This window comes from Verrucosispora sioxanthis, from assembly GCF_010560025.1.
Classification (GTDB): domain Bacteria; phylum Actinomycetota; class Actinomycetes; order Mycobacteriales; family Micromonosporaceae; genus Micromonospora; species Micromonospora palythoicola.
Map to the genome: position 1 here is coordinate 110,631 of NZ_SAIY01000002.1, position 25,255 is coordinate 135,885.

Sequence of the window (25,255 nt, forward strand, 5' to 3'; positions counted from 1 at the left end):
TGGTCGGGTGGGGGGTGATCGGGTGGGAGCGTGAGTGGGCAGTGGCGGGCGCAGTTCGACGCGGTGGTCGCTTTCGCCAACGGCGGAAGCCTGAGCACCGAGGGGTTCCGGCTGGACATCCCGGGCGACCGGATCGACGACGCCGACCTGGCGGCGCTGTTCGTCCGGCATCTCGGCCTGCTGATGGTCGCCGAGGTACGGATCACCAACAAGACGATCATCGAGGAACCGCACAAGGGTGGACGCGCCGTCGGCGGTGCCCCGGACGGCGTGACCGGGCGGCGGCTGATCGAGCTGAGCCACCTGGTCACCGACGGGATGATCACCCTGCCCGGCTGGCCGGCCCCGAAGATCACCGAGTGGCTGAGCCGCGAGGCGTCCCGCGAGCACTACGCGCCGGGCACCGAGTTCCACGTGGCCCGGATCGACATGATCGCCAACACCGGCACCTACCTGGACACCCCCGCCCACCGGTACGCCGACGGTGTCGACCTGTCCGGTTTCCCGCTGGACCGCCTCGCCGACCTGCCCGGACTCGTCGTCCGGCTGCCCGCCGACACCCGCGCGGTGGACCGGCTGCTGCTGGCGCCGTATGACGTGGCCGGCAAGGCGGTGCTGCTGCACACCGGCTGGGACGCGCACTTCGGCACCGACCGGTACGGCGCCCCGGAGGCGCCCCACCTGACCGGTGACGGCGCACAGGCGCTGGTGGACGCGGGGGCCGCCCTGGTCGGCATCGACTCGATCAACATTGACGCCATGGGTCCCGCGGCCGGCGGTGAGCGGCCCGCGCACAGCCTCCTGCTGGCCGCCGGCATCCCGATCGTGGAGCACCTGACCGGGCTGGACGCCCTGCCGCCGGACGGCTTCCGGTTCACCGCCGCGCCACCGAGGGTGGCCGGCATGGGCACCTTCCCCGTCCGCGCCTTCGCCGCCGTGGACTGAGGGGCGTCGTGGACTGAGGGGCGTCGTGGACTGCGGGGCACGGTCAACTCCGGATGCGGGATGTCGCGGCTTCCGTCGGCGCGGATACCGCGACATCCCGCATGTCGAGTGGATGTCGCGCCTCGGTGGCTGGCTCGGCCGTCAGTAGCGCACCGAGATGCGCTGCCGGACCGCGTCCACCCGGACCTCGCCGCCGTACGGGATGATCAGTTGCGGGTCGGTGTGACCGAAGTCGACGTCGAAGACCAGGACCGTGTCGGTGGCGTATTCGGCGAAGGCCCGGGTGACGGCGGCCCGCTGGTCCTCGGCGTACGCCTTCTTCTCGGGCGGGGTGAGCCGGCGGCCGAACTCCCACGCCTTGGCGCGACCGACGAGCGCGGCGGGGAAGCCGTCGAGCAGGCCACGCTCACCGAGGTTACGCAGCATGCGGTAGACCTCGACGGCCGGCGGCAGTTCCTCCGAGGTCTCCAACAGGAAGACCGACCCGGCCAGCGTGGCCGCCGGTGCGACCCGGTCGGCGGCGAGCAGCCAGTGCAGCACCTCCAGGTTGCCGCCCCAGGTGCGTCCCTCGACCACCTTCGCCGGCCCCTGCCAACGCCAGCCGGTGCCGGGGAACATCACCGGCTCGGCGGCGAGGGACGCGGGATCGTTCCAGTCGTTCGGCTCATCGCCCCACTGCGCCGCCGGGGTCAGGTCGTACCAGTCGCTGCCGAACAGCGCCGCGCGCAGCGAGTCGGCGCTCAGCGGGTGCAGCGCGCCGGGGCGGCCGAGGTGCACCAGCACCGAACCGCCGTGGTAGCTGACCACGCCCAGCCGGTGCAGGTGGTTGAGCACGTTGGTGTTGTCGGAGTACCCGAAGTAGGGCTTCGGGTTGGCCCGTAGCACCTCGTCGTCCAGATGAGGCGTCACGGTGATCAGATCGTCGCCGCCGACGGTGGCCAGCACGGCGGTGATCGTCGGATCGGCGAAGGCGGCGGTCAGGTCCCGGGCACGGTCGCGCGGGTCGGCACCCATGATCCGGGTGGTCGGGTACTCGACCGGCTCCAGGCCGTACTCCGCACGCAGCCGGCGCAGCCCCAGTTCGTACACGTGCGGGAAGAGACCTGGCAGACCGGCGGAGGGTGAGACGATCGCCACTCGATCGCCAGGTCGGGGCTTCGGGGGCTCAACCAACGACGTCATGTCCCGACGCTATCGGCCGTGAACAGCGGTTTTCGGCCTCCGGAAGTCCTCGACCGGCGCACCTCGGCAGCGTCGACGCCCGGTCGGGGTCCCCCTGAAACGAAGGGCGTTATCAAGGGGCCCTTCCTTCCGGGCGGGTTCGCGTGGATACGATCGGGGGAGTCGGACAGCGCTGTCCTTCGTACTTGACGTGAGGAGCGCATGGTGACCGACCAGCACGATCACGACGGCCCCGACGCCGCGCTGCGCGCCGACATCCGCAGGTTGGGCACGTTGCTCGGGCAGACCCTGGCCCGCCAGGAGGGGCGCCCGCTGCTCGACCTCGTCGAGGAGATCCGGGCCCAGGTCCGCACCGACGCGCCGGCCGCCGCCCGGCGGCTCGGCGGGCTCGACGTGACCACCGGCACCAAGCTGGCCCGCGCCTTCTCCACCTACTTCCACCTGGCCAACATCACCGAGCAGGTGCACCGGGCCCGCGACCTGCGGCGTCGCCGCGCCGTCCAGGGCGGCTGGCTGGACCAGGCGGCCAAGATGATCGCCGAACGCGGGGTGCCGGCCGAGGAGATCGCCTCGGTGGCCCGCCGGTTGGCGGTACGTCCGGTCTTCACCGCTCACCCGACCGAGGCGGCTCGCCGGTCGATCCTGTCGAAGCTGCGCGCGATCGCCGACGAGCTGGACGCCGAGACCGCCAACGCGATCCTCTACGGCGCCAGCGACGAGGGCCCGGCGAACCGGCGGCTGGCCGAGCTGCTCGACCTGATGTGGCAGACCGACGAGCTGCGGCTGGACCGGCCGGACCCGACCGACGAGGCGCGCAACGCCATCTACTACCTGCGTGACCTGTACGCCGAGGCGGCCCCGCAGGTGCTCGACGACCTCGCCGAGACGCTGCGTACGCTCGGCGTGGAGACCTCGCCGACGGCCCGACCGCTGACCTTCGGCACCTGGATCGGCGGTGACCGGGACGGCAACCCGTTCGTCACTCCGGCGGTGACCCGCGAGGTGCTGGCCATTCAGCACGAGCATGGCCTGACCGCCACCGAGGCGGCGATGGAAGAGCTGATCAACGAGGTGTCGGTCTCCCGCCGCCTGCGCGGGGTCTCGCTCGACCTGTCCGCCAGCCTCGCCGCCGACCTCGACGCGCTGCCCGAGGTGGCGCCCCGCTTCCGACGGGTCAACGCCGAGGAGCCGTACCGGCTCAAGGCCCGCTGTGTCCGCGCCAAGCTCGCCAACACCCGGGCCCGGCTGCGCCAGGGCACCCCGCACGTGCCGGGGCGCGACTACCGGGGTTCGGCCGAGCTGATCGCCGACCTCGATCTGCTGCGCGCCTCGCTGGCCCGCAACTCCGGTCAGCTCACCGCCGTCGGCCGGCTCGCCTCGACCATCCGTACCGTCTCCGCGTTCGGCCTGCACCTGGCGACCATGGACGTCCGCGAGCACGCCGAGAAGCACCACGAGGTGCTCACCCAGCTGTACGCGGCGGTGGGTGAGGTCGACGACTACCCGTCGCTGAGCCGGCTGGAGCGCACCAAGCTGCTCGCCGACGAGCTGGCCAGTCGCCGGCCGCTGTCGACGGCGGACACCCCGCTGAGCCAGTCGGCCCGCAAGACCTTCGACGTGTTCAGCACCATCCGTGAGGCGCAGGACCGGTTCGGCGCCGAGGTGATCGAGTCGTACATCATCTCGATGACCCTCGGCGTGGACGACGTGCTCGCCGCGGTCGTGCTCGCCCGCGAGGCCGGCCTGGTCGACGTGCACAGCGGCCGGGCCCGGATCGGCATCGTGCCGCTGCTGGAGACCCCGGCCGAGCTGAACTCCGGCGGGGAGCTGCTCGACGAGCTGCTGTCGCTGCCGGCGTACCGGGCGCTGGTGGCGGCCCGGGGCGACGTGCAGGAGGTGATGCTCGGTTACTCCGACTCCAACAAGGAGGCCGGCATCACCACCAGCCAGTGGTCCATCCACCGGGCCCAGCGCGCACTGCGCGACGTGGCCGCTCGGCACGGGGTGCACCTGCGGCTCTTCCACGGCCGGGGCGGCACGGTCGGGCGCGGCGGCGGCCCCACGCACGACGCGATCCTGGCCCAGCCGTACGGCACCCTGGACGGCGCGATAAAGGTGACCGAGCAGGGTGAGGTCATCTCCGACAAGTACACCCTGCCCGCGCTGGCTCGGGAGAACCTGGAGCTGAGCGTGGCCGCCGTGCTCCAGGCGACGCTGCTGCACACCGCGCCCCGCCAACCCGCCGAGATGTTGGAACGCTGGGACGCGACGATGGACGTGGTGTCCGAGTCGGCGTTCCGGTCGTACCGCTCACTGGTCGAGGATCCGGACCTGCCCGCGTACTTCTGGGCCTCCACCCCGACCGAGTTGCTCGGTGCGCTGAACATCGGCTCCCGGCCGGCGAAGCGACCGAACACCGGCGCCGGGCTGTCCGGGCTGCGGGCCATCCCGTGGGTGTTCGGCTGGACCCAGACCCGGCAGATCGTGCCCGGCTGGTTCGGGGTCGGCTCCGGTCTGGCCGCCGCCCGGGAGGCCGGGCTGGCCGACGTGCTCGCCGAGATGCACCGCAACTGGCACTTCTTCCGCACGTTCCTGTCGAACGTGGAGATGATGCTGACCAAGACCGACCTCGGCATCGCCCGCCGGTACGTCGAGACCCTGGTCCCGAAGCAGCTGCACCCGATCTTCGACAAGATCGAGCAGGAGTACGAGCTGACCAGGCGCGAGGTGCTCGCCGTCACCGACTCACCGGACCTGCTGGAGAACTCCCCGGTGCTGCAACGCACCCTCGCCGTACGTGACACCTACCTGGAACCGCTGCACCACCTTCAGGTGGCGCTGCTGCGGCAGTACCGCGACTCCGGGGCGGCCGGCCGGGCGGTGGCCACCGCACCGGGTGGCCGACGCGCCCCCAGCGACGGCACGGCCCTGGAGCGGGCCCTGCTCACCACGGTCAACGGCATCGCGGCCGGCATGCGCAACACCGGCTGACGGACGACCAGGGGCCCCGTCAACCAGCTCACCTGACGACGGGGCCCGTTCCGCAACGGCGTTGTCAGAAGTCGCCTGCACCGAAATCGCCGCCGCCTCAGTCCGCGCCGCCGTCGCCCGGATTCTCGAAGCCGCGTGCGCCGTGGCGTGGTAGGCGCGGCGACATCTGCCAGCGCTTAGCGTACTGCCGGGTCCTCGCCGCTGAGGTTTAGCACCTACCCGCCCGAGGTTCGTACCACCGCCGTGCGTCGGGCGGCGCATCGGCGAGATAGCGCACCTCCCGGGCAGCGAACCCCCGTCGCAAATAATCGATCCATCCGGCCAGCGGACGAGGATCGCAGCCACGGACGAAGGTTCCATGAGTTGAACGTATCCGGCCCCGTCAGCTAGTAATTTCTACGACCTGACGGGGCCGGAGTTCAGCCCCGGGTGCCCTCAACCCGAGCCATCTGGGCGCGGGTCAACAGAGCAATCAGTCCAGGGAAGATGGTTGGGACGATGCCCAGGACACCGGTAATCAGTAGTAAACGCCGGGCTAGGCGGACATCGCGCCGGACATACGCCACGAGGGCCGTAGCTGCCATAACCAACAGGGTGAGGACGAACGTGACGTACAGCCACGCCAACGGGTGGGACACAGTCGCCTCGTCAATTAGCCGCCCGCCCTTGTCACGGACAACCTCGGTACCAGTCGGCACAGCTGCCGCCGCCATCATGATGCTAACGGCCAACAGGATGAGAAGTGCGAAGACGGTCCATCTGCTTTTGGAGATTCTCACCAGGCGTCCTCTCACAACACTCGCTGAGCGAAGCCCCTCTCCCTCTACGCCGGAGCTTCATCGAATCAGCAGTAGTTACGCAACGTCTTATTGTACTTTGCGTCACACGTGCTGTCCCAGTGCCCCCAGAGATCCAATCGGAGCCTGACGGTAGGACCCACCTTCATGTGGGTGAACTTGCCCTGCGTGATGTGGTGCACCCCGCCCGGATGTGAACCGTTCAGGGTGTAACCGATAAAATCGTTTTGTGAACAGCCGTCCCACTGCCAGCCGTTCGCCGTTCCCCAACCGGTGGTGTAGCCACTGCATTCACCGGTCCAGTCACGGACCTTCTTGGTCGACTTGTTCCAGCACCAGTTCAGTGTCTGCCGGTGACCAAAGGCCACCTTGCCCCATACCTTTTGCGTAATCGTCCAACGAGTACTCATGCGACACCCTGAGGTCGCGGCCGCGACCGCCATCCCATCCGCTGCACCTACACGCTCAGCCATGGCCGGCGCGGCATTGGCCCCGTCTATCACGTCGATGATGTCGAGCCCCTCAATGACCGGACCGACGTCTACTGTGATCACATCACCCGCCTCGTCGAGCGTCGGCATATCCCGCTCTACGAACCGGTGCTCGTCATCACGGACGACTTCGACGTCGTAGGAGACACGCTCGCTGGCGCGGCGCGGATCACACGACAGATAGAACGCTTCGTCGGTCGTGAGTTCGCCGGCCTGCACCATATCCCAGACCATCGCCCGGAAGTCGACGTACTCTGCGGCGCCGACCATGTAGCAGTCATTCGGGTCGAAGTCGGCCGAGGCAGGGGCAGTCATCCCTGTGGCAAGCAGCAGGCCGACCGTCAGAATGGAAACGATTCGGGTAACCCCGCGCATTTCCCGTTTCCGACCACACAGATGCAACACACCATCTCCTGTCGCTGTAGAATAGTAGACAGGAGCCTATCATTTGATGGCTGTCGATCGATGTCCGAAACTTCACAGGAAGCGCGACAACGAATATCCCCCGGCAGTGCTATAGAGATCTTCGACGCCGAGTCACTTCTGCACTCGAGGAATCGGACATAAGGGAATCATCCCATTCTAGGTTGCAGGTCAGGCTAGTAGTAGGGGACGCAGATCGATATGGAGAGGCGGCGGCCACGTGCGTGTTGACAGCGGGTCGGGCCGTAGTCTGGCAAGCTCCGATGGTGGACCTGTCAATGATCGCCGTGGTGGGCGCCTGCCTTGCCGTCGGCGGCGCGGTCGGCTGGTTCGCCGCCCGGGCCCGCTCGGCGACCGAGATCGCCCGGTTGGACGCCACGCTGCGCGCCACCCGCGAGGGCGAGGGGCAACTAGAGCAGTCGATGCGGGCGTTGAGCTATGAGGCGACGGCCCAGTCGCAGGAGGCGGTCGCCCGGGCGGTGGCCCCGTTGCACGAGACGCTGCGCCGCTACGAGCAGCGGGTCGCCGATCTCGAACGGGAGCGGGTCGACGCGTACGCCGAGCTGCGCGAGCAGGTCCGCGCGATGAGCGCGGTCTCCGGTGAGCTGCGGACGGAGACGAAGCAGTTGGTGGCGGCCCTACGTGCGCCGCAGGTGCGTGGGCGGTGGGGCGAGCACCAGTTGCGGCGCATCGTCGAGGCCGCCGGGATGCTGGAACACTGCGACTTCGCCGAGCAGGTCACCGCCGCCACCGACCAGCAGACGGTACGCCCCGACCTGGTGGTTCGCCTGCACGGCGGACGAAGCGTTGTGGTGGACGCGAAGGCGCCGTTCGACGCGTACCTCACCGCGATGGAGGCGCGCGACGAGCGGGGCCGGGACGCCCATCTCGACGCGCACGCCAAGCACCTGCGGGCGCACGTCGACGCATTGGCCGCCAAGTCGTACTGGTCCGCATTCGAGTCCACTCCGGAGTTCGTTGTGCTCTTCGTGCCGGCTGATCCTTTTCTGGACGTCGCCCTGCAACGCGATCCGACGCTGTTGGAGCACGCCTTCGCCCGTAACGTGGTGCTGGCCACCCCGGCCACCCTGGTCGCGCTGCTACGTACGGTCGCCTGGTCGTGGCGGCAGGAACAGCTGACCCGCAATGCGATGGCCGTGCACACGGTGGCGCGGGAACTGTACGGACGGTTGTCGACGCTCGGTGACCACGTCGGTAAACTCGGTGCCTCACTCGGTGGTGCGGTCACTGCGTACAACCGGGCGGTGGGCTCGCTGGAGGCGCGGGTGCTGGTGAGCGCCCGCAAGCTGGCCGAGCTGGGGGTGTCGGATCAGGAACTGCCCACGCCGGGGCAGGTGGAGCTGGCGCCGCGGCAGCCGCAAGCGCCGGAACTGCTTGCGGAATCCACACCGGATGATCGAACTCGGTCTAACTGAAATCGGCCCCTATCATCTTCGATGTGACAATGAGCGTCTCGCATATCACGAGATGGTCACAACGTACCCGGCGGTAGTGACATCGACGGTCGGCACCACGAAGGATTTCGCTCACGCGTGCCCTGCTTCTGAGGGCGCCTGAGTTCTCTGGAGGAAAGAGAACGTGAGCAAACCCCGAAACCTGAGCCGGCGTACCTCCGCCGCGCTCTTCGCCTCGGTGATGGCGGCCAGCGCCGTGACCGTGGCGGGCGGTGCCGCCACCGCGAGCGCCGCTCCTGCCGGACCCGACACCGCGCAGGCCACCCCCGCCGAGTCGTTGGATCAGCACGACGCCAAGTTGCTCGCCGAGGCGGAGGCGAAGAAGGCCCCCACCGTCACGATGATCGTCGCCACCGACAAGGGCAAGGCGAAGGACGTCGCCGACGACCTCGAGGATCTCGGCGCGGCCGTCACCGAGCGCTACGACACCATCGGCTACGTGCTCGCCAAGGTGCCGACCGGCAAGGCGGTCAAGGCCGCCAAGCTGCCGGGCGTGGCCACCATCGACCTGGACGAGAAGATCCAGCTGCCCGACCCGAAGCCGGAGGTCGCTCCCGGCGGCAAGAAGGGCGGCAAGCAGGGCGACACGCTCAACGGTCCGGGCGCCCGGACCAAGGCCGACAACCCGTACATGCCGACGAACGAGACCGGTGCGGTCAAGTTCGTCAAGCAGCACAAGAAGTGGGACGGCCGCGGCGTCACCATCGGCATCATGGACTCCGGTGTGGACCTGGAGCACCCGGCGCTGCAGGAGACCACCACCGGCGAGCGCAAGATCGTCGACTGGGTGACCGCGACGGACCCGTTCGAGGACCCCACCTGGCGGCCAATGATCAACCAGGTGACCGGGCCGACGTTCACCCTCGCCGGTCGCACCTGGACCGCACCGGCCGGCAGCTACCGGTTCAACCTGTTCAGCGAGAACATCACCATCGACAGCGACCCGGCCGGTGACGTCAACCGCGACGGTGACAACACCGACCGGTTCGGCATCCTGTTCGACCCGACCACCAACAACATCTGGGTCGACACCGATCAGGACGGTGACTTCACCGACGAGGCCGTGATGCGGCCGTACAAGGAGAAGTTCGACGTCGGCCACTTCGGCACCGACAACCCGGCGACCGCGATCAAGGAGCGGATGTCGTTCGTCGTCGAGTACCGTAAGAACGTCTCTGCGGGCGCCAACGGCCTAGTGGACTTCGTCAACATCGGCATCATCGAGAGCGCCCACGGCACGCACGTCGCCGGCATCACCGCCGCGAACGACATGCTCGGCAACGGCGCGTTCGACGGTGCCGCCCCCGGCGCCAAGATCGTTTCCTCCCGTGCCTGCTCCTGGGGCGGCGGCTGCACGGCCGCCGCGCTCACCACCGGCATGGCCGATCTGGTGATCAACCGTGGGGTCGACGTCATCAACATGTCGATCGGTGGCCTGCCGGCGCTCAACGACGGCAACAACGCCCGCGCCACCCTCTACAACAACCTGATCACCACCTACGGGGTGCAGATGTTCATCTCGGCCGGCAACTCCGGCCCGGGCGTGAACACCATCGGTGACCCGTCGGTGGCGGGCAACGTGGTCAGCGTCGCCGCCAGCATCAGCAAGGACACCTGGCTGGCGAACTACGGCTCGGTGGTCAAGAAGAAGAACGCCCTGTTCAACTTCTCCTCGCGCGGCCCGCGTGAGGACGGTGGCGCCAAGCCGAACATCGCCGCGCCGGGTTCGGCCATCTCCACCACGCCGGTGTGGCAGCCCGGCAGCCCGGTCGCCGAGGCCGGCTACGCGCTGCCGCCGGGCTACGGCATGTTCAACGGCACGTCGATGGCCTCTCCGCAGGCCGCCGGCGCCGCCGCGCTGCTGCTCTCGGCCGCCCGGGCGACCGACAAGGGCATCACCCCGGAGATGCTGCGGCGGGCGATCTTCACCTCCGCCAAGCCGATCGCCGACACCCCGACCTACGGGCAGGGCTACGGCATGTTCAACGTGCCGGGTGCCTGGAAGCTGCTGAAGAAGGGTGTCCAGACCCGCTCGTACACCTCCGCCGCCCCGGTCTGCACGGTGCTCTCCGGCCTGCTGGCCACGCCGAACCAGGGCACCGGCGTCTACAACCGCTGCGGCTCCGCCGACGGCGGCCACAAGGTCAACCAGGCGAAGTCGTACCAGGTCACGCTGACCCGGACCAGCGGCCCGGCCGGCAACGTCAAGCACAACATCGGTCTGCGCGGCAACGACGGCACCTTCTCGGCGCCGAAGAACGTCACGCTGCCGCTGAACACGCCCGTCACCATCACGATCATCGCCAAGCCGAAGACCGTCGGCGCGCACGGCACGATCGTGACCGTCGACGACCCGGCCACCAGCACGATCGACTTCGAGGTCTCCGCCGTGGTGGTGGTCTCGAACGACGTCAGCAAGCCCAACTTCGCCTACTCGGCGCAGGGCTCGGTGGACCGGAACAGCACCACGTCGTACTTCGTGACGGTGCCCCCGGGCGCCGGTGCGCTCCAGGTCAACCTCTCCGGCATCGCCACCGGGTCGCAGACGCGCTTCATCGCGTTCAACCCGTGGGGCGTTCCGGTGGAGAGCACCTCCAGCCTGGCCTGCTTCACCAACCACGTCAGCACGGTCGTCTGCAACGCCTTCGAGCGCGACTACCAGAACCCGATGCCGGGTGTCTGGGAGATCGAGGTCGAGTCGCGGCGGACCTCGCCGTCGCTGAACAACCCGTACCAGATCCAGGCACGGGTGCAGGGCGTCGCGGTCGAGCCGGCCGTGGTCGAGCTGCCGTCGGTCACCGCCGGCGCACCGACCCCGGTCACCTGGTCGCTGAAGAACACCTTCGGCCCGGTCACGGTGACCGGTCAGGGCGGCGCGCTGGCCAGCTCGCACGCGGAGCGGCCGACCATCGTCGAGTACGCGACGCAGGAGTACACCGTGGACGTGCCGGCGGGCGCCACCAGCTTCACCGCCCGCATCGGCAACACCTCGGACGCCGGCGCCGACCTCGACCTGTTCGTGTACCGGGGCGGTGCCTTGATCGCGTACAACGCGGACGGGGACTCGGAGGAGTCCGTGACCCTGAACAACCCGGAGGCGGGCACCTACACCGTCGTCGTCGAGGCGTACTCGGTCGACGGCGCGGGTGGCAGCACCGAGTACGACTACCGGGACTCGTTCTCCTCCCCGGCGCTCGGCACCCTCTCGGCGTCGAGCGGCACCCTCACCCTGGGGCACGGTGCCACCGGCACCATCTCGGGCACGGTGACGGCCCAGTCCACCCCGGCCGCGGGCCGGAGCCTCTACGGTGAGCTGACCGTGGTGACCACCGAAGGCGCGGTCGTCGGCCGCGGCGCGGTCTCCATCGGCGCGGTGAACTGACACCACCCGCACCATCAGGAAGCCCGTCTCCGGTTCTCCGGAGGCGGGCTTCCGTCCGTCCACGGGCCGAGCCGGTCAGCCGACCGGCTCGGCCCGCTTCGAGTGGCGGCCGAGGAGACCCACCACGAGCAGCAGGTACGCGGCCAACTCGACGGCGGCGAAGACGGCCGGTCCGGAGGCGGGCAGACTCGCGTTGGCCCTAAACGCGGCGGTCAGCAGGACACCAGGTCCGGCGGCCGACGGCAGCGACAACGAGGCGAGCGCCGCGTCCAGGTGGGTCACGGCGACCAGCACCAGCAGGACGGCACCGCCGGCGGCGATCCGGTGGCGACGCCCGGCCAGCAGGGCAGCCAGGACCACCGCGCCGACGGCGAGGGCGAGGGGTGCCAGCATGGCGCCGACCGTCGCCACGCCGGACGGGCCGGTGTCGCCGGGACCGGGCGACTGGGTCGCGCGTACCGCAAAGTGGATCTCGACCAGCCGGACGGCCGCGTACCCGACCACGAGCGTCGCCGCCAGCACCGCACCGGCGAGGGCGAAGCGTCCCGGGCGGGCGTCACGCCACCGACCGGTCAGCAACAGGATCAGGACGAGGAACAGCGCCGCCCAGCTCAGCCGGAGGCCGGTGACGAACCCCAGGGTCGGGTCAACTGCGCCGGGTCGGAGGACCTGCCATTCCCGGTCGGCGGGTTCGGCGGGCATCGTGATCCACGCGTCGACGACGAGGACGGTCAGCGCCACCGGCAACGCCCAGGGCAGATCCGGTGACCGGGCGGTCAGCGCGTACGCCGCCAACAGCAGCAGCGCGGCCACCTCGGCCTGGCGCAGCAGCGGAACACCGGTGAGGATGCCGAGGACGTGGGCGGCGGCGAGGGCCCCGGCCGCCGCAGGAAGGATCGGTCGGTACCGCACCGGGGCATCCTGCCATCAACTGATCCACATCGTCGGCCCGTGCCGCCGTCGCGGGCGGCCCGGGGTCACGAAATCAGCTGCGCCTGGCGGAGGCCACGACGAACGGGGTGCCCTGCTGGCAGGTGGACATCATGGTCGGGTCGGGGCGCCCGGTCACCGTCACCGACGCCCCCGCGCTGAGCACGTCGCGAGGACCGCCGAGCAGCAGGTAGCCGTCGAGCAGCAGGCAGCCGGGCTCGACGCCGGACTCGATCCGGCCGGTCAACGTGATCTCGCCGGTCGCGGGTGGCTTCGACGGGGCGCTCGGCCGGACCGTCGGTCGGGTGGTGGGCGCCGTCGGGTCCACGGGGTCGGAGGGTGAGGGCGCGGGCGCGGACCCGGTCGGGTCCGGGGTGGGCAGTTCGGTCACCGGTGACGCTCCCGTCGGGGTCGGGGTGGTGGTGCCGTCACCCGCCTTCTGGCCGGCACAGGCGGCGAGCGCCGTGCAGACGATCAACGCGGTGGCGGCGATCCGAATGGTCCTCATACCAAGCTCTGACGTACCGGGCCGGTGATCAGTTCCACCGGGCCGGCCTGGCGTGCTCACGAACCTGTCCGGCGGCTCAGTCGCGGGCCGCCGCGGCGGCCTTCATGTCCCGCTTGAGTTCCTGCGGCAGCGAGAAGGTGAGCCGCTCGTTCGCGGTCACCACCTCCTCGACGTCGGTGAAGCCACGCTCGGCGAGGTGTGCCAGCACCTCCTGCACCAGTTCCTCCGGCACGCTGGCACCCGAGGTCAGGCCCACGGTCCGCGCGTCGGCGAGCCAGGCGTCCTCGATCTCGTGGGCGAAGTCGACCAGGTGACCGCCACGGGCACCACCGTCCAGGGCCACCTCGACCAGGCGTACGGAGTTCGACGAGTTGCGTGAGCCCACGACGATCACCACGTCGCACTCCGGCGCGATCTCCTTGATCACGTGCTGCCGGTTGCTGGTGGCGTAGCAGATGTCGTCGCTGGGCGGTGACTGGAGCATCGGCAGCCGCTTCTTCAGCCGGGCGACGGTCTCCATCGTCTCGTCCACCGACAGCGTGGTCTGCGACAGCCAGACCACCTTGTTCGGGTCCCGTACGGTGATCCGGTCGGCGTCCTCCGGACCGTCCACCAGCTGGATGTGCTCCGGCGCCTCGCCGGAGGTGCCGATGACCTCCTCGTGCCCCTCGTGACCGATGAGTAGGATGTCGTAGTCCTCGGCGGCGAACCGCTTCGCCTCGTGGTGCACCTTCGTCACCAGCGGACAGGTGGCGTCGATCGCCTTCAGCGACCGCTGCTTGGCCTGCTCGTAGACCTCGGGTGCCACGCCGTGCGCGGAGAAGATCACCGTGGCGCCCTCGGGCACCTCCTCGTTCTCCTCCACGAAGATCGCGCCCTGGGCTTCCAGCGTCCGCACCACGTGCTTGTTGTGCACGATCTGCTTACGGACGTAGATCGGGGCTCCGTAGAGCTTGAGCGCCTCCTCGACGGTCTGCACCGCCCGGTCCACGCCCGCGCAGTAGCCGCGGGGCTTGGCCAGGAGCACGCGCTTGCCGGTTTGGTAAGTCGCCTCAGCCTCAGTCACCCCCTCATCGTACGTGCCACCCCCGCACCCGGCAGCGCCCGAGCCGCCCCCCACCGCCCGTTGATCATGAAGTTGTCGCCCACGACACGCCGTGCCGAGCACAACAACTTCATGATCGACGCCGGTCGGGATGGGGTCGTAGGGTGGGCGGGTGGGTGTGGGTGAGGGGGCTGGTGGGAAGAGCAGCTCGGATGAGCCGTGGCCGGTTCGGGTGGTCAGTCAGAAGATCGGTGCGTGGGTGGCCCGGCTCGGGTGGGTGTGGGTGGACGGGCAGGTGGCGCAGATCAGCCGGCGGCCCGGTGCCAGCACCGTGTTCCTGACGCTGCGTGACCCCTCCGCCGACTTGAGCCTCACGGTCACCACCAACCGCGACGTCCTCGACTCCGGCGCACCGGAGCTGCGCGAGGGCGCCCGCGTGGTGCTGCACGCCAAGCCGGAGTTCTACGCCGCCCGGGGCACGCTCAGCCTGCGCGCCGACGAGATCCGTCAGGTCGGTCTCGGTGAGCTACTCGCCCGGCTGGAGAAACTCAAGAAGCTGCTGGCCGCCGAGGGGTTGTTCGACCGGGCGCGCAAGCGCCGCCCACCGTTCCTGCCGCAGCGGATCGGGCTCATCACCGGTCGGGCCAGTGCCGCCGAGCGGGACGTGCTGACGAACGCCCGCCGACGCTGGCCAGCGGTGGAGTTCCGCACGGTGAACGTGGCGGTCCAGGGCCCGGCCGCCGTGCCGCAGATCGTGGACGCGCTGAAGGTGCTGGACGCGGACCCGAGCATCGACGTCATCATCCTGGCCCGCGGCGGGGGTGGCATCGAGGATCTGCTGCCCTTCTCCGACGAGGCACTGTGCCGTGCCGTTTTCGCCTGTCGCACACCGGTGGTCAGTGCCATCGGCCACGAGACGGACGCGCCGCTGGTCGACTACGTGGCCGACGTCCGGGCGTCGACCCCCACCGACGCGGCCAAACGGGTGGTGCCCGACCTCGCCGAGGAGGTACGCCTGATCAAGCAGGCCCGGCACCGGCTGCACCGGGCCGTGCACAACCTCGTCGATCGGGAGGCCCACCGCATCGACGCGCTACGCTCCCGACCGGTGCTGGCCCGGCCACAGGTGATGATCGAGCAACGGGCCGCCGAGCTGGTCGCACTGCGCCAACGCGCCGGCCGCTGCCTGGACCACCGGCTCACCGCCGCCGACGACGACCTGCGGCACACCCTCGCCCGGTTGCGCGCGCTTTCCCCGGCCGCCACCCTCGACCGTGGGTACGCCATCGTGCAACGCGCCGACGGCCACGTCGTACGCGCGGCCAGCGAGGTGGCGGCCGGCGATCCGCTGCGGGTACGCCTGGCCGACGGCGAACTGTCCGCCACGGTCGACACCTGAGCAGTACATTCACCGCCCGGTCCGGCGGCCTCGTCTCGGGGGCGCCGGGTGCGTGAGCCACCAAACCGGGCCCCGGAGCCACACCGCCGGACCGCTGCGGCGGTGACGGCACGCGAGCGCGGACGACGGCGGTGCGGCCGCCGGTGGTGTCGGGCGGTTGTGCTGAGATGGGTGCGATGACTGACGAGAAGACAAGCGGGTCGGACGAACGACTCAGCTACGAACAGGCCCGCGCCGAACTCGCGTCGGTGGTGGAGCGGCTGGAGGCCGGTGGCACGTCGCTCGAGGAGTCGCTGGCGCTATGGGAGCGCGGCGAGGCGCTGACGGTGATCTGCCAACGTTGGCTCGACGGTGCCCGCGCCCGCATCGACGCCGCGCGGCCCGACCCGACTGCCTGACCAGACCCGAGGACGGACCCGTCGCCGGCGGCAGGCCGACCGGCACGGCAGGCCCACGGCCCGGGTGACCGGCAGGCCGACCGGCACGGCACGGCCAGCTCAGGTGACCGGCAGTCCAGCCGATTCCGGCAGGCGTCGCGGCGGGAGCCGGTCGGCTCCCGCCACGACGCGTACGGTTCATTCCGGGCGAGGCGGCCGTCCGGCCACGTCGCCGCGCTTCGGGCTCAGTCGAACAGGTTGTACAGCTCCGGCGGGGCCTCGACGACCTGGTCGGCCGGGGGCTTGGTCGCCTCGGTCGCGTTGCCGTAGTCGGAGTAGGTCACCCTGATCTCCTGCCCGGCCGGCCGGCCACCCTCGGGCAGTCGGATGACCATCTCGGTGAGCCGTCCCTGGGCATCGGTCGTCGCGGTGAACGGCACCGACTTCGCCTCCGCGCCGAGCGCGGCGACCACGCTCGGGTCGAGGGAACCGGCGTCGGCGGCCTTCGACAGGTCGAGGGTGCCGGCGTACGCCCCGTCGCCGGTACGACGGACATCGGTGACGGCCTGGGTCAGCGCCTCACTGCCGGCGGGGTCGACCTTGTCGAAGTCGAAGCCCAGGCTGCGGTTGCCCTGAATCCGGCTCTGGTCGAGGTGCTGGTACTTGCCGAGGTTGAGTCGGTCCACCCCGGGCACGCCGCTGGCCGCCTGGCCCTGAAGGTCCAGCTTCACCCAGCTGTCCGGCTTGGCGTGGATGACGTCAAGACTGATCGCCAGGTCGTCGGTCGACTCGCCAAGGCGTACCCGCATCTCGGCGCTCTGGCTCGGCTGGTGCACCTGCCCTTCCATGACGGAGCCGGCACCGGACATGCTGAACCTGAAGTTGCCGTTACGGATCTCCCGGGTCGAGTCGAGCAGCGCCTGCTTCGCGTCGGTGTCGGCCTCACCGGCGGCACCGGTGGCGGTGGCGGTGGCGGTGGCGGACGGTGTGGCGCTCGGCCCGGCGTCGCCGGTGTTGGTGCAGGCGGCGACTCCGGGCGTGAAGAGGGCGACGGCTACGAGGCCGGCGCTCAGTCGTCGAACGGTCATCGGTGTCTCCCAGCAGGGTCATCCGGTGCGTTCTCGCGCCGGAGGCTCCCCTCCTCTGTTCCCTGCCGCCCGCCCCGCCAATCACCCGAAACCGGCCAAGCCCCTCCGACCTTCTCGGCGAGCAGCCGGAACGCGTACGGGGGTGGGCTGAGCCCACCCCCGTAGCATCGCCGCTCGGCCTACTTGAACATCTCGTAGGTCTGCTCGCTCGCCTCGATGACCTGGTCCGCCGGCGGCTTCTGCACGGCGGTCGCGGCACCGTAGTCGCCGTAGGCGATCTTGATGTCCTGCGCCTTGGTCTCGCCCGCCGCCGGGACGGACATGACCAGCTCGCTCAGCCGCCCCTCGGCGTCCAGCTTCGCGGTGAACGGGATCGCCTTGGCCTGGTCGCCGAGCGCCTTGAGCATGTCCTCGTCGGCGGCCACCGAGTCCTTCACCGAAGTGAGGTCGAAGGTGCCGCTGTAGGTGCCCTCGCCGGTCTTCTGCACCTCGGCGAGGCCCTCGAACATGCCGGCGGCGTCGGCCGGGTCGGTGCCCTCCTTGAAGATGTCGAGGTTCTTCGCATCCTTGGCCTTGGCGGCGTCGAGGTGCTGGTACTTGTCCTTGATCGCCTCCATCCCCGGGACGCCGGCGAACAGGTCACCGAGGTCGACCTTCACCCAGGTGTCCGGCTGGATCTGGATGAGGTCGAAGTCCATGGTGAAGTCCTCGTCACCCACGGTCATCGTCATCTGAGCGCTGTTGCTGGGCTTGTGGAACGTGCCCTTGCCGGTCATCGAGTCGGCCGTGATGGTGAACGTGAAGTTGCCCTCGGCGAGCCCCTTGGTGCTGGCGACCAGCGCCGCCTTCGGGTCGGCCGGAATGCCCGCATCGGTCGAGGCGCCCGGGGAGGGCGAGTCGCCGCTGGCGTTGTTGCAGGCGACGAGGCCGGGAACGAGCAGCGTGGCGGCGAGGAGGCCCACGCTCCACCGTCGAATGTTCACAGATCGTCTCTCTTCAAGCAGGAAAGCCCGACCGAACACAGCCGGCCGGGCAGCGAACCCGGGGAGCGTAGCGGATCGCGCCGACACGCAGGGGGCACCCGATGCGCCGGCCCACCCGCGCCGGTGGCGGTCGTTCAGTCCACGGCGGTGGCGAGCGCGCGCAGCTCGTTGTCGCGGGCGTCGCCGACGACGATCACCGTGCGCTGCGGCTCAAGCAGCACCAACGCCTGCTCGTTGCCCCGGGCCGTGTACCGCTGCCAGGTGCCCGACCCGAGATCGGCCTGCCCCTGCGGGCGGCCCTCGTCGGTCAGCTCGGCCGGCAGCAGCCGGTCCGGCGGCACGTTGCTCTGCACGAGTTGCAGGCCCCGCCCCTCCGGGGTGACATATCCCACCCGCAGGATCGCCCCGTCCTCGGCCGTACGGTAGGTCGCGCGTACCGCCCGCCACTCGTCACCCAGCCCGGTCGGCTCGCTCACCGGAAACGCGCCGGCCGATCTCGCCTGTTCGAAGGCGGGCGCCGGATCGACTGTGTTCGGTTCGTCCCCACCGAGAAAGCCCCGGTAGAAGGCGAGTAGCAGGGCGATCGGAATCAGCAGCACGAGCAGCGAGATGGCCATGTCCCGCGGGGACCGCTCGGACTTCGCGGCGGCTGCGGGTGGTGGCACGGGCTCGTCGTCGGGTGTGCGGTCAGCAGGCTGTGCAGGTTCCACCCCGCCATTCTCGCAGCCGCCCGACCGGCGGTATCCGTCCCATCACCGCCCCGACCCGGCTGCGCATCCGCCATCGTGTGAGGATCAGCGACGAAGCCGGCAGCGCCGGCCCGCCCCGCACCGCCGCGAGGAGGAGCCGTTTTCATGACCACCATCAGGACGCGAATTCCCCAGAACCTCGACCGCAACCTGGCCCTCGATCTGGTCAGGGTCACCGAGGCCGCGGCGATGGCCGCCGGCCGCTGGGTCGGCCGGGGCGACAAGGAGGGCGGCGACGGCGCGGCCGTCGACGCGATGCGCAAGCTGATCAACTCGATCCCGATGAAGGGCGTCGTGGTGATCGGCGAGGGCGAGAAGGACAACGCCCCGATGCTGTTCAACGGCGAGGAGGTCGGCGACGGCGACGGCCCCGAGGTGGACGTCGCGGTGGACCCGATCGATGGCACCACCCTGATGAGCAAGGGCATGCCGAACGCCCTCGCGGTGCTGGCCGTGGCCGAACGCGGGGCGATGTTCGATCCCAGCGCGGTCTTCTACATGGAGAAGCTCGCCGTCGGCCCGGCCTATGCGGACGTGGTGGACATCGAGGCCGGCACGGTCGAAAATCTTCGCCGCATCGCGAAGACCAAGGGCACGAGCGTCTCCGAGGTCACGGTCTGTGTGCTCGATCGCTCCCGGCACGACGGCCTGGTCGACGAGATTCGCCGCGCCGGGGCCGGCATCCGCTTCATCTCCGACGGCGACATCGCCGGCGCGATCGCCGCCGCACGGGGCGAGTCGGACGTCGACGTGCTGATGGGCATCGGCGGCACCCCGGAGGGGATCACCGCCGCCTGTGCCCTGAAGTGCATGGGCGGCATGATGCAGGCCAAGCTCTGGCCGCGCGACGACGCCGAGCGCGAGAAGGCGGTCGCGGCCGGCCACGACCTGGACCGGGTGCTCACCACCGATGACCTGGTCACCGGCGACAACTGCTTCTTCGTGGCCACCGGCATCACCTCCGGGGACCTGCTGCGCGGCGTGCGGTACCGGGCCGGCGGGGCGTACACCCAGTCGATCGTGATGCGCTCCAAGAGCGGCACCATCCGGGTGATCGACTCGTACCACCGCCTGGAGAAGTTGGCGCTCTACTCGGCGGTGGACTTCGACGGTCGGCCGCTGGACGAACAGGCTTGAGTGCCCCCACGGCGACCCGGCCGGCGGTGTCGGCGGGTCGCCGGTTCGGCGCGGTGGCGCTGGCGACCCTGGCCGGGGTCGCGGTGGCGACGCAGTCGCGGATCAACGGCGAGTTGGGCGTACGCCTCGGCGACGGGGTCGCCGCCGCGGTCGTCTCGTTCGGTTCGGGCCTGCTGCTGCTGTTGCTGCTGGTACCGGCCACCCGCGCCGGACGACGCGGACTGACGGCGCTGCGTACCGCCCTCCAGCAGGGAGCGCTTCGGCCCTGGCAGTGCCTGGGTGGTGCCTGCGGCGCGTTCCTGGTGTTCACCCAGGGCGCCACCGTCGGCACCCTGGGAGTCGCGGTGTTCACCGTGGCCGTGGTGGCTGGCCAGTCCGCGAGCAGCCTGCTGGTCGACCGGGCGGGGATCGGTCCGAGTGGCCGGCAGGCGGTGACCGGTGCCCGGCTGGCCGGTGCGGCGCTGACCGTGGTCGCGGTGCTGCTGGCGGTCAGCGACCGGTTCCGCGAGCCGTCCACCCTCGCTTTGGCCCTGCTGCCGCTGCTGGCCGGCGTAGCGGTCGCCTGGCAGCAGGCGGTGAACGGGTGGGTCCGGGTGGTCACCGAGAGCACGCTGACCGCCACGCTCATCAACTTCACCGCCGGTACGGCGGTGCTGCTTGTCGCGTTCCTCGTCAGCCTCGCGCTGCGGGGTCTGCCACCCGGCGAGCTTCCCAACGATCTCTGGCTCTACCTCGGTGGGCCGATCGGCGTCACGTTCATCGCGGTGGCCGCCGCGGTGGTCCGCCTCACCGGCGTGTTGCTGCTCGGTCTGGCCACCGTCGCCGGCCAGGTGGTCGGCGCCGTGCTGCTGGACGTGCTGATGCCCTCCGCCGCCTCGCATCCCGACCCGACCACGCTGCTCGGTGCCGTTTTGACCCTGGTCGCCGTGGCGGTCGCCGCGCTCGGCGGACGAGTCAGGGCATGGTCATCGGAGACTCGGAGCGGTACGGCCCGTCGAGGTCGGACCGACGACGCCGGAAGATGATCGCGGCCACGATGCCGCCCAGCAGCCCGAACAGGTGCCCCTGCCAGGAGATCCGTTCGTCGGTGGGCAGGACGCCGACCAGTTGGCCGCCGTAGAGGAGCCCGACCAGCAGGAACACGGCGAAGTTCCACCAGCTCCGCTCGAAGATGCCCCGGGTGAGCAGGATGCCGAGGTATCCGAAGATCACCCCGCTGGCACCGACCACGATCGTGTTGGACGAGCCGGTGAACCACACGCCGAGCCCGCTGACCAGGACGATCACCAGGGTGGACCAGAGAAAGCGCCGGGCACCCGCGGCCAGCACGAAGGTGCCGAGGAGAATCAGCGGGATGCTGTTGCTGTAGAGATGGTCGAAGCCGTGGTGCAGGAACGGCGAGAAGAAGATGCCGTCCAGTCCGTCGATGCGCTGCGGGATGATCCCGGCGGCGGAGTCGAACCCGGCGCCCAGCCAGACGTCGAGGCCCTCGATCAGGAAGAGCACCGGAACCACCGCGCACATGGCGACGAACGCCCGGCCGATGGACGCGTAGAAGGCCACGGTGCCGAAGCGGTGGGGATCGCCACTTCCGGGAAGCAGGGTCACCCGTCAACAGCTATCAGCAAACGGCGACAGCCGCCACTTTTCCCGGCACGAGGCACGAGCGACACGGCGGCGGGGCGCGGTCGCCCGCGCGCCGCCGCCGTGGTCCAGCTCAGTAGTAACCCTTGGCCTGCGAGTGGTTCCACGCCGCGCAGGGCGTGCTGTAGCGGCCCTTGATGTAGCCGAGCCCCCACTTGATCTGGGTGACCGGGTTGGTCTGCCAGTCGGAGCCGACCGAGGACATCTTGTTCCCCGGGTACGCCTGCGGGATGCCGTACGCCCCGGAGGAGGGATTACGGGCCTTGTGGTTCCAGCCACTCTCCTTGTTCCAGAGCCGGTCCAGACAGGGGAACTGGTCGATCTTGAAGCCCGCATCGATCATGAGCGCGCAGCCGACCTTCCGGTTACCGCTGTACTCCTCGCAGGACTCCGGAATCGGGCCGTCGTACGGCTTCGCGGCCCGGGCCGCAGCCTCCTTGGCGGCCTTCTCCTCGGCCTTCCTGCGTGCCGCCTCCTCCGCCTTGCGGGCCTTCTCGGCGGCGGCCTTGGCCTGCTTCCGCACTTCGGTGGCCTGCTGCCGGGCGGTACGGACCTGGCGGGAAACCGTCTCCTGCTGCCGGTACTCGACGTTGACGTCGATGTCGCTGACGCTGCCGGCCACCTGAGCACCGGGGCCTGAGCGTTGGGACTGGCGGTCCTCACTGAGGTAGAAACCACCGGCCACGCCCACCGAGAGCAGCGCGACGGCTGCGGTGCGGGCGGCGAACCGGCTCCACGGCCGACTCACGAAGTGATCCCTTCGTCGGGGTCAGGGTCGCGGTGCGCCGAGACCAGACTGAGGTCGTAGCGCACCACGGGCGCCCGTGGCCGGCGTACCGGCCACCGTGGACGCACCGCGTCGCCTGGCTGGCGTCGTCCGCTCCGGTGTTGGAGTGACGAACGATCACCAACGATGCGTCGGGTGCGTGGGCGCCCGTGGGACACGATCGCGCACAGTGAGGCTGATGGGAAACCGCAGACCTCAATTGTGACGTGGGTCACGCCAAATTTCGGTGCAATACCCTGAAAAGGTGGTCAGGTCGGGATGTCCTCCAGCAGGTCCGTCACCATCGCGGCGATCGGCGACCGCTCCGAACGGCTGAGCGTCACGTGCGCGAACAGCTGATGACCCTTCAACGCCTCGATCACCGCCGTGACACCGTCGTGCCGTCCGACCCGGAGATTGTCCCGCTGGGCGACGTCGTGGGTCAGTACCACCCGCGAGCCCTGGCCGATCCGGGAGAGCACGGTCAGCAGCACGCCGCGTTCGAGTGACTGTGCCTCGTCCACGATGACGAAGGCATCGTGCAGGCTGCGGCCCCGGATATGGGTCAGCGGCAGCACCTCGAGCAGACCGCGGGAGGTGACCTCCTCCAGCACGTTCTCGTGCACCACCGCGCCGAGGGTGTCGAAGACCGCCTGCGCCCAGGGCGACATCTTCTCCGACTCCGAGCCGGGCAGATAGCCCAGCTCCTGCCCACCGACGGCGTACAGCGGGCGGAAGACGATCACCTTCTTGTGCCGGCGACGTTCCATCACCGCCTCCAGCCCCGCGCACAGGGCAAGGGCGGACTTGCCGGTGCCGGCCCGACCGCCGAGCGAGACGATGCCGATCGACTCGTCGAGCAACAGATCGAGCGCGACCCGTTGCTCGGCCGAGCGCCCGTGCACACCGAACGCCTCCCGGTCGCCACGGACCAGCCGCACGGTCTTGTCCGGCAGCACCCGGCCGAGCGCCGAGCCCCGGGACGAGTGCAGCACCAGACCGGTGTGGCAGGGCAGACCGGCCGCCGCGTCCACGTCGATGACCTCTCCGGCATAGAGCTTGGCGATGTCGTCCTCGGCCAGCTCCAGCTCGGCCATCCCGGTCCAGGTCGGGTCGCTGGCCTGGCCGTGCCGGTACTCGTCCGCGCGCAGCCCCACGGAGGCGGCCTTGACCCGCAACGGCATGTCCTTGCTGACCAGCGTCACCTCCCGCCCTTCGGCGGCGAGGTTGAGCGCGACGGAGAGGATCCGTGCGTCGTTGGACTCGTTACGGAAGCCCGGCGGCAGCACCCCGTCGTCGGTGTGGTTCAGCTCCACCCGCAGCGTGCCGCCGACGTCGTTGGCGGGCACCGGCCGGTCGAGCCGACCGTGGCGCACCCGCAGCTCGTCGAGCATGCGTAGCGACTGTCGGGCGAACCAGCCCAGCTCCGCGTGATGCCGCTTGCCCTCCAGCTCGGAGATCACCACCAGCGGAAGCACCACCTCGTGCTCGGCGAAACGGTGGAACGCCGCCGGATCGCTGAGCAGGACCGAGGTGTCCAGAACGAAGGACTGACCCGCTGGTCGAGGCTCCCTGGGGTCGACCGAACCGGCGGCCGCCGTGCGGCGGCTCCGGGTGCTGCGGCGGGTCGTGGTAGTCGCGGCCGGGCCCTGGTCGGCACCGGCGGTCGTACGGCGAGTCGTCACAGGCCTGCTCCGGCGGATGGGCACCCGGCCACCCGCGGTCCGCCTCCTCCGGATGCCCGACTGACACGGGGTCGGATGCGGGCCCCGTGCGCGAGGTCGCAGGCCGGGCGGGCCGGCTGGCTCGGGACAACCCCGCGCCATGCCTAGACGCTAGCTCCCCGCACCCGTCCCGGCTAGTAGTCGCTCATGAACTGCCGCGGGCGGACGCGACGGAGTTCCGCAACCCGCGCGGAGCCCACGCGATGAACCGGCCGGGATGCATGCCCCCTGCGCGCATCCCGGCCGGTGGGACCACCGCCACCGGTCTGACGTGGCCCCGGCGGCGCCACCCGGAGGGCGTACGCGCCGCGTCTGTGGACGGGCCGGAGCCCGTCGACCGGTTCAGCCGGTCCGTCGAACGAGGGTGCCGGTCGGGTGCCGCCCGGTGACCGAGGCGGCCGGCTCCCCGAAGGACGACCCGGTGTACGTGGTGCCCGGGCGGGCTGTCGGACCCTTCTCGATCTCCCCCGGTGGCCCGTCGGCACGCAGCGCCGAAGGTGGCGCACCCACCCCGCGCGGCTGAAGCGGATTCACCGTGGCCGAGACCCGAGCGGGAGGCGACGAGGGCGTGGTGACGGAGAGGGCGGAGGCGATGGCCGCCTGAGCCTCCCGACGACGCCGGTTCCACGCCCCACGGTCCCCGTCGAAGTAGCCCTGCCGGTAGCCGAAGCGGTAACCGATCCGATAACTGAGCTGCCCGTGCAGCCGCCCGGCGGCGTAGCTCGTCGCGGCGAGCACGAGCACCAGGAAGATCGCCAGGAACGGGCTCATCCGGCGGCTCCGGTGCGCCGCGCGGACCTCATCGTTCCTCCGGTTCGACGGTGGTGGGGTCGGCGACCAGGAGCCGGTCGAGGTCGTCGATGCCGATCTCCTCCACCAGTTCCACGCTGATCCGGCAGCCGTCCATGACCACCTCGGCCATCGAGGAGCGGCGGATCTCGCCGCCGGCGTCGTAGACCCGGACGCTCAGTTCGGGGCAGCCGAGATGGGTCCGCCAGGCGTTCCACTCGGCCCGGTCACCGACACTGAGCGACAGGTAGCGGCAGCCCCGGGCGAGGTAGAGGCGCCACGGCGCACTGAGCCCGGCGGCGACCCCCTCGGCCACCAGACCGAACGCCTGAGCACGGGTTGCGAGTTCGGTCACCGCGTCCCCCTCGCACCGGGCGCGTGACGCAGGTGAGCACTGATCGTCTCATGCACGTGACACACCGTAGGTTGT

21 protein-coding genes are annotated in these 25,255 nt (G+C 70.2%); 8 read left to right on the top strand and 13 right to left on the bottom strand.

What is annotated here, in order from left to right; all coding sequences use genetic code 11:
• Positions 1 to 30 precede the first annotated feature (30 nt).
• The gene (locus tag ENC19_RS05635; RefSeq protein WP_164446099.1) at positions 31 to 945 is read left to right on the top strand and encodes a cyclase family protein; all 915 of its coding nucleotides are present in this window, start codon (positions 31 to 33) and stop codon (positions 943 to 945) included.
• Between the two features lie 141 nt (positions 946 to 1,086).
• Here the strand turns inward: ENC19_RS05635 and ENC19_RS05640 are convergent, their stop codons facing one another.
• The gene (locus tag ENC19_RS05640) at positions 1,087 to 2,127 is read right to left on the bottom strand and encodes a S66 family peptidase (RefSeq protein WP_164446100.1); all 1,041 of its coding nucleotides are present in this window, start codon (positions 2,125 to 2,127) and stop codon (positions 1,087 to 1,089) included.
• A 204-nt stretch (positions 2,128 to 2,331) separates the two neighbouring features.
• Between ENC19_RS05640 and ppc the strand changes: the two genes are divergently transcribed.
• Positions 2,332 to 5,118 carry a phosphoenolpyruvate carboxylase gene (gene ppc / locus ENC19_RS05645; RefSeq protein ID WP_164446101.1) on the top strand — a complete coding sequence of 929 codons (2,787 nt, stop codon included), beginning with the start codon at positions 2,332 to 2,334 and terminating at the stop codon, positions 5,116 to 5,118.
• Positions 5,119 to 5,962: 844 nt separating this feature from the next.
• Here the strand turns inward: ppc and ENC19_RS05650 are convergent.
• Positions 5,963 to 6,781 (bottom strand): hypothetical protein, encoded by an 819-nt coding sequence (locus ENC19_RS05650; RefSeq protein WP_164446102.1) that lies wholly within the window; start codon positions 6,779 to 6,781, stop codon positions 5,963 to 5,965.
• Between the two features lie 311 nt (positions 6,782 to 7,092).
• Here ENC19_RS05650 and ENC19_RS05655 point away from each other — a divergent pair, with 311 nt between their 5' ends.
• Positions 7,093 to 8,265, top strand: a complete 1,173-nt coding sequence (locus tag ENC19_RS05655; protein ID WP_166458145.1) for a DNA recombination protein RmuC — start codon at positions 7,093 to 7,095, stop codon at positions 8,263 to 8,265.
• A gap of 163 nt (positions 8,266 to 8,428) precedes the next feature.
• Positions 8,429 to 11,686 (top strand): S8 family serine peptidase, encoded by a 3,258-nt coding sequence (locus ENC19_RS05660; protein ID WP_164446103.1) that lies wholly within the window; start codon positions 8,429 to 8,431, stop codon positions 11,684 to 11,686.
• Between the two features lie 75 nt (positions 11,687 to 11,761).
• Here the strand turns inward: ENC19_RS05660 and ENC19_RS05665 are convergent, their stop codons facing one another.
• From ENC19_RS05665 to ENC19_RS05675, 3 genes are all read right to left on the bottom strand, one after another.
• Positions 11,762 to 12,598: a hypothetical protein gene (locus ENC19_RS05665; protein ID WP_164446104.1), complete on the bottom strand. Its 837-nt coding sequence runs from the start codon at positions 12,596 to 12,598 to the stop codon at positions 11,762 to 11,764.
• A gap of 73 nt (positions 12,599 to 12,671) precedes the next feature.
• Entirely contained in the window at positions 12,672 to 13,124 is a 453-nt protein-coding gene (locus ENC19_RS05670) for a hypothetical protein (RefSeq protein WP_164446105.1), read from the bottom strand.
• A 76-nt stretch (positions 13,125 to 13,200) separates the two neighbouring features.
• Positions 13,201 to 14,190: a 4-hydroxy-3-methylbut-2-enyl diphosphate reductase gene (locus ENC19_RS05675; RefSeq protein WP_164446106.1), complete on the bottom strand. Its 990-nt coding sequence runs from the start codon at positions 14,188 to 14,190 to the stop codon at positions 13,201 to 13,203.
• 157 nt (positions 14,191 to 14,347) lie between these two features.
• Here ENC19_RS05675 and xseA point away from each other — a divergent pair, with 157 nt between their 5' ends.
• Positions 14,348 to 15,568 carry an exodeoxyribonuclease VII large subunit gene (gene xseA, locus ENC19_RS05680; RefSeq protein WP_164446740.1) on the top strand — a complete coding sequence of 407 codons (1,221 nt, stop codon included), beginning with the start codon at positions 14,348 to 14,350 and terminating at the stop codon, positions 15,566 to 15,568.
• 167 nt (positions 15,569 to 15,735) lie between these two features.
• Positions 15,736 to 15,966 carry an exodeoxyribonuclease VII small subunit gene (locus ENC19_RS05685; protein ID WP_373688900.1) on the top strand — a complete coding sequence of 77 codons (231 nt, stop codon included), beginning with the start codon at positions 15,736 to 15,738 and terminating at the stop codon, positions 15,964 to 15,966.
• 224 nt (positions 15,967 to 16,190) lie between these two features.
• Here the strand turns inward: ENC19_RS05685 and ENC19_RS05690 are convergent, their stop codons facing one another.
• The 3 genes from ENC19_RS05690 to ENC19_RS05700 form a co-directional block, all read right to left on the bottom strand.
• On the bottom strand, positions 16,191 to 17,033 hold the full coding sequence (locus ENC19_RS05690; RefSeq protein ID WP_164446108.1) for a hypothetical protein: 843 nt from the start codon (positions 17,031 to 17,033) through the stop codon (positions 16,191 to 16,193).
• Positions 17,034 to 17,212: 179 nt separating this feature from the next.
• Positions 17,213 to 17,995, bottom strand: a complete 783-nt coding sequence (locus ENC19_RS05695) for a hypothetical protein (RefSeq protein ID WP_164446109.1) — start codon at positions 17,993 to 17,995, stop codon at positions 17,213 to 17,215.
• A gap of 155 nt (positions 17,996 to 18,150) precedes the next feature.
• A complete protein-coding gene (locus tag ENC19_RS05700) occupies positions 18,151 to 18,726 on the bottom strand; it encodes a DUF4245 domain-containing protein (protein ID WP_164446110.1) in 576 nt (191 codons plus the stop codon).
• A gap of 144 nt (positions 18,727 to 18,870) precedes the next feature.
• On the opposite strand from ENC19_RS05700, the gene glpX reads away from it, so the two are divergent.
• Both glpX and ENC19_RS05710 read left to right on the top strand, forming a co-directional pair.
• The gene (gene glpX / locus ENC19_RS05705) at positions 18,871 to 19,902 is read left to right on the top strand and encodes a class II fructose-bisphosphatase (RefSeq protein WP_164446111.1); all 1,032 of its coding nucleotides are present in this window, start codon (positions 18,871 to 18,873) and stop codon (positions 19,900 to 19,902) included.
• Positions 19,899 to 20,927: a DMT family transporter gene (locus ENC19_RS05710; protein ID WP_166458147.1), complete on the top strand. Its 1,029-nt coding sequence runs from the start codon at positions 19,899 to 19,901 to the stop codon at positions 20,925 to 20,927. The genes glpX and ENC19_RS05710 overlap by 4 nt, the downstream gene beginning before the upstream one ends.
• On the opposite strand, the gene ENC19_RS05715 is transcribed toward ENC19_RS05710, so the two are convergent.
• From ENC19_RS05715 to ENC19_RS05735, 5 genes are all read right to left on the bottom strand, one after another.
• Positions 20,857 to 21,510 carry a rhomboid family intramembrane serine protease gene (locus ENC19_RS05715; protein WP_164446112.1) on the bottom strand — a complete coding sequence of 218 codons (654 nt, stop codon included), beginning with the start codon at positions 21,508 to 21,510 and terminating at the stop codon, positions 20,857 to 20,859. The two genes, ENC19_RS05710 and ENC19_RS05715, sit on opposite strands and share 71 nt — an antisense overlap.
• A 109-nt stretch (positions 21,511 to 21,619) precedes the next feature.
• A complete protein-coding gene (locus tag ENC19_RS05720; protein ID WP_164446113.1) occupies positions 21,620 to 22,294 on the bottom strand; it encodes an aggregation-promoting factor C-terminal-like domain-containing protein in 675 nt (224 codons plus the stop codon).
• Between the two features lie 287 nt (positions 22,295 to 22,581).
• On the bottom strand, positions 22,582 to 23,997 hold the full coding sequence (locus ENC19_RS05725; RefSeq protein WP_164446114.1) for a PhoH family protein: 1,416 nt from the start codon (positions 23,995 to 23,997) through the stop codon (positions 22,582 to 22,584).
• 381 nt (positions 23,998 to 24,378) lie between these two features.
• A complete protein-coding gene (locus tag ENC19_RS05730; RefSeq protein ID WP_164446115.1) occupies positions 24,379 to 24,807 on the bottom strand; it encodes a hypothetical protein in 429 nt (142 codons plus the stop codon).
• Positions 24,808 to 24,835: 28 nt separating this feature from the next.
• Entirely contained in the window at positions 24,836 to 25,180 is a 345-nt protein-coding gene (locus ENC19_RS05735) for a hypothetical protein (protein ID WP_164446116.1), read from the bottom strand.
• Positions 25,181 to 25,255 lie beyond the last annotated feature (75 nt).